Below are 18,770 nucleotides of genomic sequence, written 5' to 3' on the forward strand. Positions count from 1 at the left end.
TTAACTGATCGGCATTACCTCATTTGAGGAGCCTTTTTATTGTTCATGTATTTTCCGGTCGGAATGAGTTAAGTGCAATATTGGTATATTTGATTAGCTAGTAAGCGTTTCTTCAAAGACACCCAATTCACGACCAAGCCAGATCGCTCGTACTGTGTGATCCAAAGTTTCTTCACCGCCAGTTACAGGGTGAATAAGCACCGACATATCACCGCGTTCTTGCTCAAGCCATTCAACAATGCCCGACTCTTTGTTCGCAAAGTGAATCTCAAACATTGGCATCTTATGTGGACCAACCAAACGCTGTATTAATGGGAAAGTTTCTAACACATCTTTGCGCTCTGAGAGGATTTTCTGACGCAGTGTTTCTGCTTGCTCTGCAAATCGCAGAGGGAAATAGATATGACCGTGGTACATGGCACCATCCTTTAGAATTATGATGTCGCAAGTTTATACCTAAACCGCCTTTAATAGCCAAACCTAAATAGGTGAGCTTGCTTTCGGAAGGATCAATTTGAAATGGGAAAACTAGAGTTTGTTACTCGAACGAATCGAAAACAAACTCTAGTGATATTGACTATTTCTTTAAATCACTACGGGCGTAGTTTTAAAACACGGTCGATGTCTTCTGCGGAATGGCGTTCTGGTACTTGCTCCCACTCTTCGCCAAATGAACGATTAACCACTCGGCCGCGTTGGAAACCTTCACGCGCTTCTAGCTGCTTCGCCCAGCGCACAACGTTGGTGTAAGACTCAACTTGTAGAAATTCGGCTGCGTCGTAAATTTTGCCAAGTACTAAGTTACCGTACCAAGGCCAAATCGCGATATCTGCAATAGACAGCTCTTCACCCGCAACGAAAGTGCTGTTAGCAAGTTGCTTGTCTAACACATCTAGTTGACGCTTAGCTTCCATTGCGAAGCGGTTAATTGGGTACTCTTGCTTTTCATCCGCGTAAGCGTAGAAGTGACCAAAACCACCACCTAGGAATGGCGCAGAACCTTGTGCCCAGAACAACCAGTTAATGGTTTGCGTTCTTGCTGCCCCTTCTTTTGGTAAGAAGTGACCAAATTTTTCTGCTAGATGCATCAAGATAGATGCCGATTCGAATACATTCACGTCTTCGTCACCAGACTTGTCGACAAGTGCTGGTATTTTGGAGTTTGGATTCACGCCAACAAAGCCAGAAGAGAACTGATCAGCCTCACCGATGTTGATCAAGTACGCATCATATTCAGCTTCTTTAACACCCGCCGCTAACAACTCTTCCAGCAAGATAGTGACTTTTTGACCGTTAGGTGTGCCAAGAGAATACAATTGAAAAGCATGGTCACCAACAGGAAGCTCTTTATCAAAGCGAGCTCCAGATTCAGGACTATTGATGTTTGCCCACTTGTTACCACCAGCAGTATCATTAACCCAAACTTTTGGCGGAGTGTATTGTTCTGACATGATATTTCCTTATTAATATAGGGTCTCACAAACTGATATTAGGTCACATGCCTGCGGTTAAAACCCCTGAATACGATTTATTTTCAAACTGTTAAGCATGGCTTATTCCAGAAAGACATAACCCGCTTAAGCGTTAGTGTGTAGAAGGTAAGTCTGTATTCAAACTTCAATCTAATATCGATAAGTCCACTGCATCATTTAGCAATGATTTTACGAACGACATACCGACAGCTTCAAGAAAGCTGTGATAAAATCGGGGTATTACAATTGATAAGGATTTGGCAATGTCTTCTGATTTCACAGGTTCGAGTGCAGCGTATGCTCGCCAAGAGAAAGGCTACCGCGAAAAAGCACTAAAACTGTACCCTTGGGTTTGTGGTAAATGTGCGCGCGAATTTGTTTACTCAAACCTCCGAGAGCTTACCGTTCACCACGTGGATCACGACCATACAAACAACCCTGAAGATGGCAGCAACTGGGAGCTACTGTGCCTGTACTGTCACGATCATGAGCATTCAAAATACACTGACCATGAGCGTTATGGTGTGGATGCAAAAGCGAGTTTAGATGATCATCAGTCAGCGACACACAACCCGTTCGCCGATCTCGCTAAGATGATGAAGAAATAACACACCTTCAGAGTAGTCTTTGGTAGATGGTAACTACTAGATAATAGATACATAACAAGTAACCCCAGTATGTCACCATACTGGGGTTTCTTTTATCTGCCGTCATAACCAAATAATAGAGTTCAGGTAGGCAGGAGCAAAAAAGCCTTCCGAAGAAGGCTTTTTAAGAATCAAATCGAATTATGCAGCCGCTTGCTTGCGAGACTCTTCTACCTTCTTAGCGCGTTGTTTTAGCGTCAATTTATCGCGGTATGCAAACCAAACGTAAGACACAACCACTAAGAAGAACAGGTATGACAATGAGAAAATGAACGGCGATTGAATGATATCGTTCGAGATACCCCAAGAAACACCGATAACAGTCACTGCAATTTTCGCAAAAAAGCCACACATCAATAGCACTAATGCCAACTGTGGGAAACGCGTACTGCGGAATGCAAGCCAGTAGCAACTACCAACTGCTAGAGCCGCAACATAGAAGCCGAATAGGAAAGAGTGAATATGGTCAGCTGCCGCTACACCACCAGAAATTGACATCAATAAAATTAAAAACAGTTTCATAATACTCGCCTCACCATAAGTTGGAAACGCATCCTTTCAAATTTGGAATCTCAGTTTGCATACCATTTTCCCACTTTTTACGGACAACACAACCCCTCCAATCGAACAAAATGTAAGCAAAAGTACTAACAAAAATCACCCTTAACAATTGCTTAACATTCTGTTTTTAATAAAACTCCGTTACTCCTTGTCTCATATGAGCAAAGCGCTGTTACGATTTATTTTGTTACACAAATTTAACCTTGGAAATTAATTAAAATTATTTGTAACTCTGTGATATCCGCACGCAATACGCGTCTATTCAAAAACCATCACCTCAAAATCCCTGAAATAATAAGAAGACAGAGCGAAAAAGAACAAAATAGAGAGGTGTTAAAAACATTTCAAAAACCAATGAAAAACAACTTATTAACAAATTGAATTTAATTTACCAAAAATGGAAAAAGAGATTCCAATCACTTTTTAATTGGTTATAATCCGCGCTCTTTTGCGCTATCTGTTGATAAACGCAAACTAATTTTGAAGAAACAATCACAATAACCCGTCTTTAGTTAAGTGGCTCTCCACTAACCGATGACAAAACTGAGAATAAAAATGAGCAAGATTGATAAAGCAACACGTATCCTGCTAGCAGGCTTCTGTATCAACCTTTGTCTTGGCATCCTGTATGCTTGGAGTGTATTTAACAAAGCGCTAGTAACTGAAGCTGGTTGGAGTGCTGCTGAAGCATCTTCACCTTACGCTATTGCAACTATCACATTCTCTGTTTGTCTTCTTGTTGCGGGCATCCTACAAGACCGTATGGGTCCACGTAAGATCCTTATCTTAGGTACAGCGCTTACAGGCCTAGGTATGATTGCTTCTGGTTTCGCTACAACGCCTATGATGCTGAACATCACGTTCGGTATTATAACAGGTGCAGGTATCGGCTTCGGTTACGCATGTCTGTCTCCATCAGCAATGAAGTGGTTCCACTCTTCTAAGAAAGGTATGGTTAACGGTCTTATCGCAGCAGGCTTCGGTCTTGCGGCTATTTACCTAGCACCAGTAACTTCTGCGCTAATCGACAGCATGGGTATCCAAACTAGCTTTATGATTCTTGGTGTTGGTGTACTTGCAATCGCAGTACCTCTAGCAGCAACAATCAACAACCCACCAGCGGATTACACGCCAGCTGAGCCTAAAGTAAAAGCAGGCCAAGCTCCTAAAGCGGTTAAGAAGACTGAAGACCTTACTTGGAAAGTAATGCTGAAGACTCCTCAGTTCTACTCTCTATGGATCATGTACGCATTCGCTGCATCTGTTGGTCTAATGATCATCGGTAACATCACTACAATTGCTAGCGTTCAAGCTAACCTGCCAAACGCAGTTTACCTAGCGTCTATCCTTGCAGTATTCAACTCAGGCGGCCGTGTTGCTGCGGGTATGCTTGCAGATAAAATCGGTGGCGTACGTACTCTACTTCTAGCGTTCATCCTTCAAGGCGCGAACATGGCTCTATTCGCTACGTTCAACTCTGAATTCACGCTAATCATTGGTACGGCTATCGCAGCGGTTGGTTACGGTACGCTTCTAGCAGTATTCCCAACACTAACTGCTGAGTTCTACGGCCTGAAAAACTACGGTACTAACTACGGCGTGCTTTACACGGCATGGGGTATCGGCGGCGCTATCGGTGCAGCAGTTGTTGGCTTCTCAATGTCAAACGGCGAAGGTTACGGCCTAGCTTACACAATCTCTGCAGTTATGATGGCAGTGTGTATTGTTCTAGCAATCATCACTAAACCAATCTCTGAAGCTAAAGTTGCTGAACTAAAAGCATCACAAGCTTAATCAACAGAAAAGATTGAATTTGTTACTGAAGAGCTTAACCTTAGGGTTAGGCTCTTTTTGTATCAAGCGACTTCTCCATTGACGACCGAAACCACTCTTCAGCTCTCCCCCACTTATTATCTCGACAACTTCAATCGACTGGTTGAACACGCTCAAACGCTCTACCCCGATCTTCTGAGTGATGATGAATGTCGTTGGTTGTCCGCATACAAACGTCTTTCTGTTTCAAGCCAATGCCTAATGGTTCGTTTGCTTTCTCGTAAAGGCCGTTGGTTTCGCAGCGATAAACTCAACTATGTTGAGATCCCAGATCTAAAGACCGTACTGCAAGAGCTAAACAGCTCAGGCTTTATTGCGTTAAGTCATCCCGAAGAACAGCATCACCTCGTCATTAGTAAGGTCGAGATCGGGTTTCACTTGCTCACCAAACCAGAGCTGTTGAGTGTATTCCCCGCCCTTAAGAGCCATAGAAATGCCAAGAAAGACGAGCTGTTGTTACGGCTTGATCAGCAACCTTTTGATCAATTTCAAAACCTCTCTTTCGACTGTATTTACGTCATCGAATCTCAAGTGATTGATGTATTACTGTTGCTGTTCTTTGCCAACACCTATCAAGACTTAAGTCAGTTCGTGTTAAGCGACCTTGGGCTAAACACCTTTGAGAACTACCCATTAAGCAAGCAACACCGCTTCTTCACCTCTAGGGATCAGCTCAATCAATTAATCCAGATGCGCGATATTCAACGCTTGTCTTCAGAAGGTGACCGCAAAGATGGCGAGTTTCTGGAACTGATTTTAAATGCGATTCCTGAAGAATCAGAACACAGAAGTATTGCCAGAAAACGATCGCGTTTGATCAATGATATTGCTCGCGATCTTGAAAGGCTTAATCTAAACGACCAAGCTATCTTTTGGTTCAGACAATCTACACTTCCTCCGAGCAGAGAACGACTTGCACGCATCTATGATAAGCAAGGTACGCTAGACTTAATGTGTGACATTGTCACGCAAATGAAAGCTACTCCATCGGATGTGTCAGAGTTGGAAATCGCTATTAAGCTTGAAGACCGGCTGCTACGGAAACAGGGGCACAAAGTTTCACGAACCATAAAGCCGAGCTGCAAAGAGTTAAAACTGGAATTAGACCTCAGCCAAACTCGAGTCGAGCTTGCGGTAAAGCAGCATTTTGAGAACCAAGGTTGGGACGTCTACTTTTCAGAAAACAGTTTTCTGTGTGGCTTGTTTGGTTTGGCTTTCTGGGATGTCATTTTCGCAGACATTGAAGGCGCCTTTATCAATCGTTACCAACATCGACCATTGGATCTGTACCATTCAGATTTCGTAGACAAGCGAGCCGAACAGATTGAAGCCGTGTTTCAAACGATATCCAAACATGGGCTGAACCATTTGCTCAATACTTACGATGAAAAGCAAGGTATCGCGAACCCCTTTGTTCATTGGAATTATTTTCCTAAGGCACTCATCGAACATGGCATGGCTTCAATTCCAAATGCCTTGGTTGTAGACCTCTTCAAAGTGATATTGAGTGACTTAAAGCTATTTAGAACTGGGATGCCGGATTTGATTGCGTTCAAGGGCGATGAGTTTCATTGGATTGAAGTCAAAGGCCCTGGCGATAAACTGCAAGACAACCAGTGGCGCTGGATCAAAGAGTTTGAGCGATTGTCTGTCCCCTTCTCTGTTTGTTACGTCAATCAATGAGTCTTAGCTCTTAACTCTTAACTCTTAACTCTTAACTGCTAGCTTTTAGCTCTTGGGGCTTAAATCTAGCTATCTTGAAACTCCAATTTCTGATCACAAGCGAGTAACGCGCATCGACAAGTCACTCGTCCCATCAAGATCTTGTCTACAAAATTGTTAGAACATGAGCATTTTCAATCATTTTCGATATAATTATAGAAAATGCCTAATATTTAAATACGTATGAATTTGAAAAAACTCTTCATTTTAGCTTTTGTTAGCGTCTTCTCAGGTTGTGCCGTCTACGCGGGTTTAAACTTCGACGAACTGTTTGGTGAACAACAAGTACGTGATCGCCAAGCCCCTATTCTCTCGGCTCAAGCCCAGCACTTCATTGACGAAGTGAAGCCCATCATTGATAACCGCTGTGTAGTTTGTCACGCGTGTTACGACGCTCCTTGCCAACTCAAAATGTCGTCTGTGGAAGGCATAGACCGAGGTGCGAGCAAAACACTCGTCTACCAAGGCACTCGTTTAACGGCCTCTGCTCCAACTCGTTTATTCGAAGACGCAATCACTACGCAAGAGTGGCGCGATGCAAGCTTCCACCCTGTGCTAAACGAACGTATGCAGAATTCAACCGCAAACCTCGATGCAGGTCTTGTCTCTCGAATGTTGACGCAGAAAGAAAACCACCCTCTTCCCGATCAAACGCAATTAGAAGGGTTCGATTTTTCAACCAATCGCGATCAACAGTGTCCGACTATTGAAGAATATGCTCAATACGAAAGAGATTACCCGACTTGGGGGATGCCTTATGGTATGCCTAACTTAGATAAAACGGAATATGCGACCTTAATGAGTTGGCTGGAAAATGGTGCACTGATGAATGTCCATATTCCCCTCAATGACAGTGAACAAGCGTTGGTCGATACCTATGAAAACCTTTTTAATGAAAGTGACCTTAAGAGCCAACTTTCCGCTCGCTACATCTACGAGCACCTATTTTTATCACACCTGTATTTCTCTGACCTATCTCAGCCAACTCGCTTTTTTACGCTTGTCCGCTCTGCCACGCCTCCAGGCGAAGCCGTTCAACGCATTAGCACTCGTCGCCCTTACGACGATCCAAAAGTTGGACGTGTTTACTATCGACTAATACCCGAGCAAGGCACTATTGTCGACAAAACTCACATGCCTTTCGCATTGAATAAAGAACGTCTACAAAACTGGAAAACATGGTTTGTTGATGCGGATTACAAGGTAAAACAACTTCCTAGCTATGATATAGACGTGTCAGCTAACCCCATGACGTCTTTCGAAGCGATACCAGTTAACTCGCGCTTCCACTTCATGTTAGACAATGCGCAAAACACCATTATGGCCTTTATTAAAGGACCAGTGTGTCGTGGTCAACTCGCTCTCAACGTAATTAATGACCGCTTTTGGGTATTTTTTATCGATCCAGAGAAAGCCGATTTACCAGAAATAAATGCCTTCTACGCAAGTCAAAAGAAAAACTTAAAGCTACCTAGTGAGCTTACAAGCAACACAGTACCGGTAACGAATTGGGTAAGATACGCGAAGCAACAAGCACGATACCTCAATGCGAAATCAGACTTCACCAACCAATGGTTTGGGAGCGGTGTAAACTTAGATACAAGCATTATTTGGGACGGTAATGGTACTAACCGAAATGCAGCGCTGACCATCTTTAGACATTTTGATAGCGCCTCTGTTGTCCAAGGATTGGTCGGCCCGCAACCTAAAACAGCCTGGATTCTAGATTACGCCTTATTAGAGCGAATCCATTACCTCCTTGTTGCCGGTTTTGATGTTTACGGTAATTTTGGCCACCAACTAATTACACGCATGTTCATGGACTTCTTACGTTTAGAAGGTGAAAGTAACTTCTTAACTCTTCTTCCTAAAGACGTTCGACACATTGAGCATTCAAGCTGGTACAAAAACCAGAGCGTGCAATTAAGTGACTTCCTGCAACGTAACATCGCACCTTTCGAGCAGCCGACAAACGTGGTTTACAAAACAGCCGATCCTAAGCGTGAACTGCTCAACATGATTGAAGAAAAACTAGAACCTGTACTCGATAACCGATTCGACATCGTCGAGACAGGCTTTAGTAAAAAAAATGAAGCCTTATTGAGTCAAGTTAATTTGATTCGAGGGGAAGGCTTACGCCATGTACCTCAGCTCATCATGATCATGATTGAAGGCGAGAACGGTAAAGAACAGTTATTTACGCTCATTCACAATAACGCCCACAGCAACATCTCGAGCCTATTTGATGAAGAAGGTAACAGAGATTACGCCAATGATGATTTAACGTTAGTTAGAGGCGTTATAGGAAGCTATCCAGCCGCATATTTATCATTAACAGAAGAGCAAATACCCACTCTCGTATCGGTGTTGCAGAAGATAAATTCAGAAGAAGATTATGTAGCGCTACTTGATAAGTTTGCAGTACGACGCAGCTCTAGCGAGTTTTGGCCGTTCAGTGACCGCGTTCATCGTTGGTATAAGAAAGACCAACCAATTGAATTTGGCCTGTTGGACTACAACCGCTTTGAGAACCGTTAATCGAATTAAGACCAGCAAGCGAGTTAGCCTAGAACTTTAAATGGATAAAAACCCTCTGGGCACCTCACTCGGAGGGTTTTTCTATAAGCGAAGGTAAGTACCTTCAGTATGATTTAGAAACAAAGGAGTCCCTAGTTTGAGTCCGATGTTTCCAGTTGGTGTAACTCATCAAAAAACGCACGCGCGGCAGGGGAAAGGGAATCCACAGGCTGCTTTAGCACCACGTAAAACTGGCTCTTAAGGCTCCATTTCTCAGGCTGAAGTGGAATCAAAGCTTGGTCATAATGGCCACGGTCGATTAAGTGAGACGGTAAAAAACTCAAGTGTGTGCCAGCCAAGGTTAGAATCACCCCCGACTCTACATGCCAACCATCAAAAGGCTTTACTGAATCGTACTGTTCAATATTAAGCAATCTGAACATCTCATCTTTGGCATAGCCACCCATGTTGATACGACAGCCATCCAATGAGAAATCCTTGTCCATGATCTTCTCAGCTAGATCCTTACGCGCATACAGATAACTGTGCTCTTCAAACAGTGGGTATTTATGTTGAAACGCTGATTTTTGATGTGACCCTAGAACCACTATCATCATATCAATCTGGTTCTTTGCTAACTTCTCATTCAACTGGGTGAAATCCCCGACATCAACACTCACCTCAACACTGTTACTGCGTTGGTAAAACGTCTCGATCGCTTTGGGAAGTGGGTTATAAGGCAAAGTGACGGTGTTATCCAAACATCCAATTCGCACATGCCCAGAGAGTTCCGTCTGTACACCTCGTAACTTATAAGCGAAGTCGGTTAAGGTCGATTTTAGTTGGTTCGCATATTTATACACTTGCTCACCTTCATGAGTCAGCTTAAAACCACGTCGACCACGTTGGCATAATGTTAATTCTAAGCTTTTTTCCAAGGCAATAAGCTGATTACTCAGCACTGGTTGACTAATCCCAGTGCTTGCGACCGCCTGATTGATGCCTCCTTGTTCAACAATTTCACAAAAAAGCTCTAATCTACGTAGGTCTCTTTTATCTAACTTATTGTTTGGATTCACTTTGCCACTCACATTTGTTTTTTGTTATGTTTACATCTGATTATATTCATTTATTAACAATAAATACATCAGTATGCTTTATTCACACTTATGGAATAACAATGCATGGATGGCACTATGGCGGCAGAAGCTTACGTGAATAAACCCGAAGCAACACACAGCCACAAAAAGATAGATGACTTCGAGTTGGAACCCGTTCCCGAGAAGGCCAAACGATCTTGGTGGGTCATCAGCCTTATTTGGTTGGCAATCGGCATCGACATTTCGGGACTGTTTCTCGGCTCGATTCTAAGCAGCGGTATTGGTTTTGAAGACGCACTGCTTGCCACGTTTATTGGTTCAGGCTTATTGGCGATCATCGCGATGCTGTGTGCCAACATTGGCTTTCAAGCTGGCGTGTCTACCCCGCTGGTGAGCAGCGCGGTATTTGGCCGTAACGGCGGTAAAATTCTTGGCTTCATCAACGGCATCTCATTAGTCGGCTGGTTCGCATTCCAGGCTGATTTCTTCGCTTTCATCATGGTCGATGCACTGGCGAAATACGACATCATAATTTCACACCTCACCGCTCTTATTGGCGGCAGTGTGTTAATGATGATGACGGCTATCTATGGCGTTCGTGCTTTAGGCAAACTCAGTACCTATTCTGTTCCATTGATGGTGACGTTGATTACCATCGGTTTGTTTATGGCTGCTGATTATCAAGGTGGCGCAGCGCCATCGATTGAAGATCCTTTGACGCTTGGCCAAGCCATCTCTTTTGTTATGTCTATCTGGATTCTAGCTGCGGTTGCTGCACCTGATATTGCTCGCTACGCCAAAACACGCCGTGATGCGATTTTAGGAGCGGGTATCGGTTTCCTCGTCGGCAACAGTGCCATCATTCTTATCGCATTGATCTTGACCAAAATGACCGGCACCGACGACCTAGTTGAGGTCTTCTTCACCTTAGGTTTAGGCATGGCAGCTATCATCGTGCTGGTGTTCGCACAATGGACGACCAACAGTAGCAACCTGACCTCTGGCGGCTTATGCATGTCGATGGTTCTACCTAAGATTCCGCGCCCTGTTCTGGTTGTGATCATGACCATCGTCGGCATTGGCATTGCTCAGCTCGGCATGGTGAACAAGTTTACCGACTTCTTAATGCTACTCAGCGTAACCATTGCGCCTGCTGCGGGTGTCTACATCGTTCAATATTATGTTTTAGATTCGACAAAAATGAGCTTTGAGAACATCCAACAAGTTCCAGCTTGGATGTTTAAAGGCTTGGCTTCTTGGGCATTTGGTACTGCATTCAGCGCTTGTACTGCACCAGAGTTTTTCAACCTGTTTTCGTTCACCAGCATCTCGGCGTTAGACGGCATTCTTGCCGCTGGTGTGATTTACCTCGCCCTAATGAAGCTTTCTCCTTCAAGTGATAAGGAATAGTAGTTGTGATTATTACTGAACAAATGATTGATGATATCGCGCTGGGTGCGACGGTATTAGGTACTGGCGGCGGCGGTGACCCATACAGCGGTGCCTTGATGGCGAAAGTAGCCATTGCAACGGCAAAGCACCCTGTACGCATGATTCCTTTAGAAGACGTGCAAGACGATTGGATGACAGTGCCCTCTTCAATGATTGGCGCACCAACAGTCGCAGTAGAGAAACTCAATTCGAAAGATCAAATGTTGATTGCTTTCGAAGCGATGGAAAAAGCGCTCGGCACTGAAGTAGCAGCAACGTTTCCTATCGAAGTAGGCGGCTTCAATTCATTGATTCCAATTCTCGTTGCAGCACAAAAGAACATTCCTGTGATCGATTGTGATGCGATGGGACGTGCGTTCCCAGAAGCTCAGATGGTGACCTTCTTTCTTGATGGTCTCCCTTCGGCACCGAACACATTGGCCGATGAGCGTGGCAATGTCGTCACGCTTTATCCGATTGACGGTATTTGGTCTGAAAAGTTTGCGAGGCCGATTACCGAACAGATGGGTGGCTCTGCAGCAATGTGCGATTACCCAATGAACGGTAAGAACCTAAAACGCAGTGCACTGCCTGCGACACTGACCCAAGCAATGAAGATTGGTGAAGCGATTAGACTGGCGAACGACAACAATAAAAGTGGCACACAGGCCGTATTAGACATTGTCGGCGGCCATACCATCATCAGTGGCAAGATTGTTGATATTCAACGTGAAACCGATGGTGGTTTTGCAACAGGTGGTGTCGTGATTGAAAAGCTGGCTCAGTTTGAAGATACCGGCGTCGATAACGTGTTTGTGCAGTTCCAAAACGAATTACTTCTCGCGCACAAAGGTACAAGCCGCGCAGACATGAGTCAAGATAACCTGCTGGCATCAACACCGGATCTTATTTCGATCTTGGATCATGAAACGGGTAAGCCAATCACAACCGAACAACTTCGTTACGGGCAGCGCATCGACCTTATCGCTTACCCTTGCGACCCCAAATGGCGCACTGACAAAGGTATTGAAGTCGCGGGCCCGGGTTACTTTGGCTACACCGTCGAGTATCAAACCATTGAACAACTAAAGTCTGCATTGAAGAGGTAGTCGCATGACAAACATTACGCTTGATTACTGCCGTTTGGGCATTGACGTAGGTGGCACCAATACCGACGGTGTGCTGCTCGACGCAGACTTAAATGTGATTGCCAAAGTAAAAACCGCAACCACACATGATGTTTCAACAGGGATCGACAACGCGATTTCTGCGCTATTAAACCAAGCAAACATTGATGGTCAGCAAGTGAAACACGCGATGCTTGGCACGACTCAATGCACCAACGCAATCGTTGAACGAAAAGGCTTAGACAGAGTCGGCATGATTCGCTTAGCGCTTCCCAGTGGTGATAGCGTCCCGCCCCTTTGTGGTTGGAGTGAAGCGTGGCAAAACCTGCTTGGTCAGCACTTCTACCAAGCACACGGCGGCTATGAATATGACGGCCAGTTGATTGCCGACATTCAAGAGTCTGAGATCCGCGAGCTTTGCCAGAAAATGAAAGGCCAAGTGGATTCCATTGCTATCTGCGGAGTGTTCTCTCCCGTCAACGGCGACCAGGAGCTTCAAGCAGCAGAATGGATTCAACAAGAACTTCCGGGCGTGAACCTATCGTTATCCCATAAAGTGGGCAGTTTAGGGCTTTTAGAGCGTGAGAACGCCACTATCCTCAATGCGGCTCTGCAAGGGACAGCAAAACGATTCGTTGACGGCTTTTGCAGTGCACTCATCAATCATGAAATCCACACCACGCCTTATTTCGGTCAGAACGACGGAACACTGATGTCACAGCAGTTCGCATTGATGTACCCGATTCTTACCGTGGCTTGTGGGCCAACAAACTCGATTCGTGGAGCGAGTCACTTAACTAAGTTAAAAGACGCGATTGTGGTCGATGTGGGCGGCACTACGTCTGATATCGGCGTACTGACTCACGGCTACCCAAGAGAATCGAGCTTAGCAGTAGAAATCGGTGAAGTGAGAACCAACTTCCGTATGCCTGATATTTTGGCGTTAGCCATTGGTGGTGGTACCAAGGTTCGCTTTGAACAGCAGCGTATAGAGCTAGGCCCAGAAAGTGTTGGCCATACCTTGACGCAAACGGCGCGTAGCTTTGGTGGTGATGAACTTACGCTCACCGATATTGCACTCAAAACAGGACAAATGCAGTGGCAGGCAGAACATCAACTGAGTGATGAGATTGGTGTTTCAGCCGAACAAGCAAGCAAGATTTATCAACAAATGGTCACGGATGTTGAAGAAGGCATCGATAAGATGAAGACCTCTGCGGCGAGTGTACCCGTAATCATGGTTGGTGGTGGTAGTGCCCTATTCCCAGATCATTTTGAAGGTGTGAGCCAAGTGGTTCGTCCTGAGCACTTTGAAGTGGCTAATGCGATTGGTGTTGCGTTGGGTGAAATATCAGGTCAATTCGATAAGATCGTACCGATTGACCCAGCATCACGTGAAGAGACCTTAAAGGGCTTGGAAGCGCAATCAAAGCAACTGGCGATTGAAGCTGGCGCATGCAGCGATAATGTCGCGATCATTGAACGCAGCGAGATTCCATTAAGCTACCTACAAGGCAATATGGTTCACGTTAAGATCAAAGCTGCTGGACATATCAAGATGGCTTAGAGCCGTTCCTTGAAAGCCTTACTTAGATTCTTATTCGACAATAAAAAAGCAGGTCACTTCTTCATATTAAAACGGAGAAATAGCCTGCTTTTTGTTTTCTGTTCTTATTTTGGGGCTTTCCGCCCAATAGCCACTCTATAGTTGCTCTCGGAGCGCTGCTAACGAGTCTTTCACCAATTCAGGTAATGAGTCTGCATTATCGCGATATTGAAGTAATGGATCCTCGCTCGCTTCAATGCTCTGGCATAAAGCAAACAGTGCAGATAATCCTAGGCTGCCGGCAGACCCTTTCAGTTTATGAGCTAAAGACTTAATTTCACGAGCGTTGTCAGCGGCACTTGCCACAATCAGTTCATCGAGAGTGACTTGGCTGCTTTGGTCAAACAACCCAACAATCTGCACTATTTTTTCTCGACCGAGAATGGCCAAGTCGTCTTTGATAATCTTAGGGTTAATCATCTGCACAATCGGTTCTCCTTGATTATGTTCCGCGTCTTGGTTTGCTCGTTGTGTCGAGCTTGCAAATGCCAATGCTGATAAGTCTAGCTCGGTTTCCTGAGGTTTAGAGTTTAGCTGACAGCAAACAGCATCTGACGGATCCGGCTGAGGCAGCAACAGCGTGTGACCGTCCAACTGCTCAACAATCAATTCCGATAATGCTTCCTTCTCTAACGGCTTAGGTAAGAATCCATCAAAGCCAGACGACAAATAGCTTTCCACTTCTTCGTTAAACACATGAGCCGATACTGCGATCATTGGGGGTACTTTTCGAATTACGTCTTCTTCACTTTTATGCTGAAGCGCATCGTCTTTGAGTTGTTGAATTAACTCGACGCCATCGCAGTCGGGTAAGTTAATGTCCACCAGCGCAATATCGAACTCTTGCTCACTGAATATGGCTCTCGCTTCTTGTCCGGTTGTCGCAATCACAACCTCGTGGCCTAGATTATGCAAAAAGCCTTCAGCAACGATGCAGTTTACGGGGTTGTCTTCAATTAGAAGTACCTTCGCTCGAATACACGCTTCAATGATCGGTACTTTCGTTTCTATCTTCTCACCGGCTTCAAGTGGCAGTGAGAACCAGAACTGGCTACCCTCGCCTTCTTCAGAATGAACGCCAATATCCCCGTTCATTGCCAACATGATGCTTTTACTGATCGCTAATCCAAGCCCTGTGCCGCCGGTTTTGTTGCGACCGCTATCGGTTTGGGTAAAGGCATCAAACAGACAAGCTTGTTCGCTAGCATCAATACCGACACCTGTATCTGACACTTCAAACATCACTCGATTTTCATCTTCGATATCTAAGCTGATAAAGATATCGACCGAGCCACTTTCCGTAAACTTAATCGCGTTACCGACCAAATTATTCAAGATTTGGCTGATTCGCGTTACGTCACCACGCCAATAGCGTTGCACATCACTTTCAATATGGAAATCAAAGTTCAGCTTCTTCTCAGCGGCACGCCCTTCCATCAATTGGTAGGTATCTTGAACCATCTGATGAAGATCAAACGACGCCGTGCGGATTTCTAAATGCCCTGCTTCAATCTTTGAGTAATCCAACACGTCATTCAAAATCGCGAGTAGGTTCTTACCGCTGCGGTTAATGATGTCTGCATAGCCGGATTGCAGCGGGTCTAACCCGGTATCTTTGAGCAATCTTGCAGTACCTAATACACCGTTCATCGGCGTTCGTATTTCATGACTCATCGTCGCAAGGAAAGCGGATTTTGCGCGGCTTGCTTGTTCTGCGGCGTTACGAGCCTTAGCGTGGTTCCCTACCTCGATGTTCAGCTTCTCATTGGTCTTTTGCAGCTGGTAGGTTCGGTCTGTGACCAACTCTTCTAAGTGTTCTTTGTGCTCTTCAAGTTCGCGTTTCGCCTTTGCTTCACCCACCGCAACCACTTGTAGCGCCTGCGCGGTGTTTCTGGCAGTGATGATCGCCTCGCCCATATGAGCCAGCTCATCATTACCCTTTACCGAGATATCAATATTCAGGCGACCTTGTGCGATAGACATCAAGGCCGATGAGTATTCAGTAAGACGTTTAACAACCGAGATATACACCACTCGCCACACGATAAATGCAACGATAACCAAACCAATAACCGAAATCACAGACAGTGACCATTGAGCCAAATTCAACGTGCTGGTCAGCTCATCAACCGCTTTTTTGGTACTGCGGTTTGAATCATCAACCAGTTGGTTAACCGTTGTATTCAGCTGAGAGAACAGCTCCAACGTATTTTGCATCAGAAACTCTGACTTTTTGGTGTTCTCATATTGTTCTAATGAAATATCGAACACGACTTGGCGTTTTCTGAGCTCTTCTAGAAGCTGAGACATCTGCGCTGAACGAGTAGGATCTTCGACCGCTTTAACGCGGCGCGCCATGATTCTTAGGTTGGATTCAAATTCTGATTGGATTTGATGAATACGCTCTACGTTGGTAACGGTTTGCGTTTCTTCAATTTGGTTAAGCATTTTGAACGCCAGCAAATGCAATTCGTGTAGGCGCTCAGACAAATCAAGGTCAACCTCTACAAGCGCATCTAAGGCTTGGTAGGCTTTATCCGTTTCTTTGGTTTCTAGCAGGTCATAGATATGCGTGACGTTAGCAACCGCAATGGTAGCCGTGTTCAAAACTTGGGTTCGCGTCAACTGCTCTAGCTCTTCGGCCAATAGGCGCATCTCTTCGACACGAGACGACAACTCTTTGCTTAACCAAAGCTTACGCTCAACCGACACACCCAACTCAGCCAGTGTGTTAATAACGCTTTGAACATTGTTTTCGAGTTTATTGAGGAGCTGAGAATCGAAACTGTCGACACCAAGCTCTTTGATATGTTGAAGAAGCGACTCAAGTTGGTCAAACAGTACGGTGCCAGCCTCTTTTCTTTCGGCCTCGTTTCTCGCATTAGAAAGTGTTTGTACTGACGAAATAATACGGTTACTCAACTCAGAAACCTGACGAGCTTCGATCATGGCAGGAAGCGCCGAATCAACGACGTTTCTTTCCGTTTTGGCTACAAAGCTAAAACCAGAAACACCGATCAATGCAGACAATAGAACCAACAGTGCCATCACTAAGAATGAGGCCAGCAGCTTGCGTCCAATACTCGCTGAAGCTAACAACATAAACTCTAAACCTTAAAACGTTCTTCTTTACCCATGCAGAATACGCTATATTTTGCAGTGTTTCTTATCTAAAACCAACAAAACGGCAATTCATGCTATCTAGACCTTTCGCTTCAATAATTCTTCTCTCACTACTGGCCTCAGTAACTACTGTCGCAGGTGCTAGTGAGCCTTTGAGCCCAATAAAGCCCGCCAATGCCACATCACAAAAAGAGAAAATCTGTGCCATTTATCCGCACCTCAAAGACTCTTATTGGTTGTCGGTAAACTATGGAATGATCTCTGAAGCAGAAAAGCAGCAAGTTGAGCTAAGAGTATTGGAAGCTGGCGGTTACCCCAACGTGGCCAAACAAGCCTCGCAACTGGTGCTTTGCACGCAATGGGGAGCCGATGCCATTATTTTAGGTACGGTTTCACCCGATGCGTATCATGACAATCTCAGCGATTGGGTTGGCTCGACGCCTGTGTTTGCTACGATAAATGAGTTAACCGTCAATGAAGAACAACAGAAGGTATTAAAAGGTACGGTCGGTGTCGATTGGTACCAAATGGGATACCAAGTCGGAGATTTTTTGTCGAAACGACACCCGAAAGGATCAGGCGAAACACCTATCGCCCTGTTACTTGGTCCACAAGCAAGTGGCGGCACTAAGCCTGTGGCACTGGGGTTTTATGATGCGATCAAGTCGAGTGATATCAAAATCGCGATCAGCTATTGGGCAGATAACGATAAAGAACTGCAAAGAAACCTAGTACAACAGGTGATCGAGGAGCCGGATATCCAATATATAGTCGGAAGTGCCGTCGCGATTGAAGCAGCGATCAGTGAGCTACGAGCGGCCGATAAAACCGAAGAGATTGGGTTAATTTCGAGTTACTTAAGTCACGGAACCTACCGTGGTTTACTTCGTAACAAGGTACTTTTTGCGCCAACCGATAAAATGGTTGAGCAAGGTCGCTTGTCGGTAAAACAAGCCACGAGTTACTTACGCGGTCAACCTTACGAGCAACACAGCGCACCGATTATCGAAGCGCTGACACCTGCAACTCTCAAAGATCAAATTATCGCCGACTCATTGTCACCTTCTGAGTTTCGTCCGGTATTCAGTGTGAATCCTTAGTGCTATATTGGCTGAAGAACTCAAAACAATAAAAACGAAACAACAATTTAGGGAACATTCATGCAAAAAACGACGCGCACTATGCCAACACATAAGCATATCGCTTTGGTCGCTCATGACCACTTCAAACCTGAGCTACTAAGATGGGTCAAAGAGAACAAAGAAAAACTACAAAAGCACTTCCTTTACGCAACGGGCACGACTGGTTCTCTACTCAGTAAAGAGACAGGCTTAGCAATCAAGAGCATGATCAGCGGCCCTATGGGCGGTGACCAACAACTTGGCGCGCTTATCTCTGAAGGCAAGATCGATATGCTGATTTTCTTCTGGGATCCACTTAATGCTGTACCACATGACCCAGACGTAAAAGCACTGCTTCGTATCGCAAGTGTTTGGAACATTCCTGTGGCCACTAACCGCGCTACCGCTAATTTCTTGTTTAACTCTTCACTGCTTGAAGAAGAAGTAATCATCGAGATCCCAGACTACGAAGCGTACCTAGCTGAGCGCACGTAATCGCACGTTAAATGT

14 protein-coding genes are annotated in these 18,770 nt (G+C 45.0%); 9 read left to right on the top strand and 5 right to left on the bottom strand.

Annotated elements, in window-relative coordinates:
* Positions 1-93 precede the first annotated feature (93 nt).
* Together AB4623_RS18755 and yghU are read right to left on the bottom strand one after the other, a co-directional pair.
* On the bottom strand, positions 94-417 hold the full coding sequence (locus tag AB4623_RS18755; RefSeq protein ID WP_017079771.1) for a DOPA 4,5-dioxygenase family protein: 324 nt from the start codon (positions 415-417) through the stop codon (positions 94-96).
* 176 nt (positions 418-593) lie between these two features.
* Positions 594-1,451, bottom strand: coding sequence for a glutathione-dependent disulfide-bond oxidoreductase (gene yghU, locus AB4623_RS18760; RefSeq protein WP_050712431.1), 858 nt, complete (start codon positions 1,449-1,451; stop codon positions 594-596).
* 284 nt (positions 1,452-1,735) lie between these two features.
* Between yghU and AB4623_RS18765 the strand changes: the two genes are divergently transcribed.
* Positions 1,736-2,080, top strand: a complete 345-nt coding sequence (locus AB4623_RS18765; RefSeq protein WP_017060876.1) for a YajD family HNH nuclease — start codon at positions 1,736-1,738, stop codon at positions 2,078-2,080.
* Between the two features lie 180 nt (positions 2,081-2,260).
* Here AB4623_RS18765 and AB4623_RS18770 read toward each other — a convergent pair whose 3' ends face one another.
* Entirely contained in the window at positions 2,261-2,641 is a 381-nt protein-coding gene (locus tag AB4623_RS18770; protein ID WP_017064770.1) for a hypothetical protein, read from the bottom strand.
* Positions 2,642-3,235: 594 nt separating this feature from the next.
* Here AB4623_RS18770 and AB4623_RS18775 point away from each other — a divergent pair.
* From AB4623_RS18775 to AB4623_RS18785, 3 genes are all read left to right on the top strand, one after another.
* Positions 3,236-4,474, top strand: coding sequence for an OFA family MFS transporter (locus AB4623_RS18775; RefSeq protein WP_017067032.1), 1,239 nt, complete (start codon positions 3,236-3,238; stop codon positions 4,472-4,474).
* Between the two features lie 57 nt (positions 4,475-4,531).
* Positions 4,532-6,196 carry a VRR-NUC domain-containing protein gene (locus tag AB4623_RS18780; RefSeq protein ID WP_372147145.1) on the top strand — a complete coding sequence of 555 codons (1,665 nt, stop codon included), beginning with the start codon at positions 4,532-4,534 and terminating at the stop codon, positions 6,194-6,196.
* A gap of 222 nt (positions 6,197-6,418) precedes the next feature.
* The gene (locus AB4623_RS18785; protein ID WP_372147147.1) at positions 6,419-8,773 is read left to right on the top strand and encodes a fatty acid cis/trans isomerase; all 2,355 of its coding nucleotides are present in this window, start codon (positions 6,419-6,421) and stop codon (positions 8,771-8,773) included.
* A 131-nt stretch (positions 8,774-8,904) separates the two neighbouring features.
* Here AB4623_RS18785 and AB4623_RS18790 read toward each other — a convergent pair whose 3' ends face one another.
* On the bottom strand, positions 8,905-9,843 hold the full coding sequence (locus tag AB4623_RS18790; protein WP_372147149.1) for a LysR family transcriptional regulator: 939 nt from the start codon (positions 9,841-9,843) through the stop codon (positions 8,905-8,907).
* A gap of 93 nt (positions 9,844-9,936) precedes the next feature.
* Here AB4623_RS18790 and AB4623_RS18795 point away from each other — a divergent pair, with 93 nt between their 5' ends.
* From AB4623_RS18795 to AB4623_RS18805, 3 genes are read left to right on the top strand one after another with little or no spacing between them, the layout of a single operon-like run.
* The gene (locus AB4623_RS18795; protein WP_017064775.1) at positions 9,937-11,262 is read left to right on the top strand and encodes a cytosine permease; all 1,326 of its coding nucleotides are present in this window, start codon (positions 9,937-9,939) and stop codon (positions 11,260-11,262) included.
* Between the two features lie 5 nt (positions 11,263-11,267).
* The gene (locus tag AB4623_RS18800) at positions 11,268-12,392 is read left to right on the top strand and encodes a DUF917 domain-containing protein (protein WP_017064776.1); all 1,125 of its coding nucleotides are present in this window, start codon (positions 11,268-11,270) and stop codon (positions 12,390-12,392) included.
* A 4-nt stretch (positions 12,393-12,396) separates the two neighbouring features.
* Positions 12,397-13,977, top strand: coding sequence for a hydantoinase/oxoprolinase N-terminal domain-containing protein (locus AB4623_RS18805; RefSeq protein WP_017064777.1), 1,581 nt, complete (start codon positions 12,397-12,399; stop codon positions 13,975-13,977).
* Between the two features lie 135 nt (positions 13,978-14,112).
* Here AB4623_RS18805 and torS read toward each other — a convergent pair whose 3' ends face one another.
* Positions 14,113-17,118: a TMAO reductase system sensor histidine kinase/response regulator TorS gene (gene torS / locus AB4623_RS18810; protein WP_372147150.1), complete on the bottom strand. Its 3,006-nt coding sequence runs from the start codon at positions 17,116-17,118 to the stop codon at positions 14,113-14,115.
* Positions 17,119-17,210: 92 nt separating this feature from the next.
* Between torS and torT the strand changes: the two genes are divergently transcribed.
* Both torT and AB4623_RS18820 read left to right on the top strand, forming a co-directional pair.
* The gene (gene torT / locus AB4623_RS18815; protein ID WP_372147152.1) at positions 17,211-18,239 is read left to right on the top strand and encodes a TMAO reductase system periplasmic protein TorT; all 1,029 of its coding nucleotides are present in this window, start codon (positions 17,211-17,213) and stop codon (positions 18,237-18,239) included.
* Positions 18,240-18,299: 60 nt separating this feature from the next.
* Complete coding sequence (locus AB4623_RS18820) at positions 18,300-18,755, top strand: methylglyoxal synthase (protein WP_017064778.1); 456 nt, start codon at positions 18,300-18,302, stop codon at positions 18,753-18,755.
* Positions 18,756-18,770: the final 15 nt, after the last annotated feature.

Source organism: Vibrio sp. 10N.222.52.C12, assembly GCF_041474215.1.
Lineage (GTDB): Bacteria > Pseudomonadota > Gammaproteobacteria > Enterobacterales > Vibrionaceae > Vibrio > Vibrio crassostreae_C.

Bases quoted from the DNA above. Each gene is read 5' to 3' on its own strand.
- torS (WP_372147150.1), bottom strand. From the start codon at position 17,118: ATGTTGTTAGCTTCAGCGAGTATTGGACGCAAGCTGCTGGCCTCATTC.
- AB4623_RS18820 (WP_017064778.1), top strand. From the start codon at position 18,300: ATGCAAAAAACGACGCGCACTATGCCAACACATAAGCATATCGCTTTG.
- AB4623_RS18785 (WP_372147147.1), top strand. From the start codon at position 6,419: ATGAATTTGAAAAAACTCTTCATTTTAGCTTTTGTTAGCGTCTTCTCA.
- torT (WP_372147152.1), top strand. From the start codon at position 17,211: ATGCTATCTAGACCTTTCGCTTCAATAATTCTTCTCTCACTACTGGCC.
- AB4623_RS18765 (WP_017060876.1), top strand. From the start codon at position 1,736: ATGTCTTCTGATTTCACAGGTTCGAGTGCAGCGTATGCTCGCCAAGAG.
- AB4623_RS18775 (WP_017067032.1), top strand. From the start codon at position 3,236: ATGAGCAAGATTGATAAAGCAACACGTATCCTGCTAGCAGGCTTCTGT.
- yghU (WP_050712431.1), bottom strand. From the start codon at position 1,451: ATGTCAGAACAATACACTCCGCCAAAAGTTTGGGTTAATGATACTGCT.
- AB4623_RS18805 (WP_017064777.1), top strand. From the start codon at position 12,397: ATGACAAACATTACGCTTGATTACTGCCGTTTGGGCATTGACGTAGGT.
- AB4623_RS18755 (WP_017079771.1), bottom strand. From the start codon at position 417: ATGTACCACGGTCATATCTATTTCCCTCTGCGATTTGCAGAGCAAGCA.
- AB4623_RS18770 (WP_017064770.1), bottom strand. From the start codon at position 2,641: ATGAAACTGTTTTTAATTTTATTGATGTCAATTTCTGGTGGTGTAGCG.
- AB4623_RS18795 (WP_017064775.1), top strand. From the start codon at position 9,937: ATGGATGGCACTATGGCGGCAGAAGCTTACGTGAATAAACCCGAAGCA.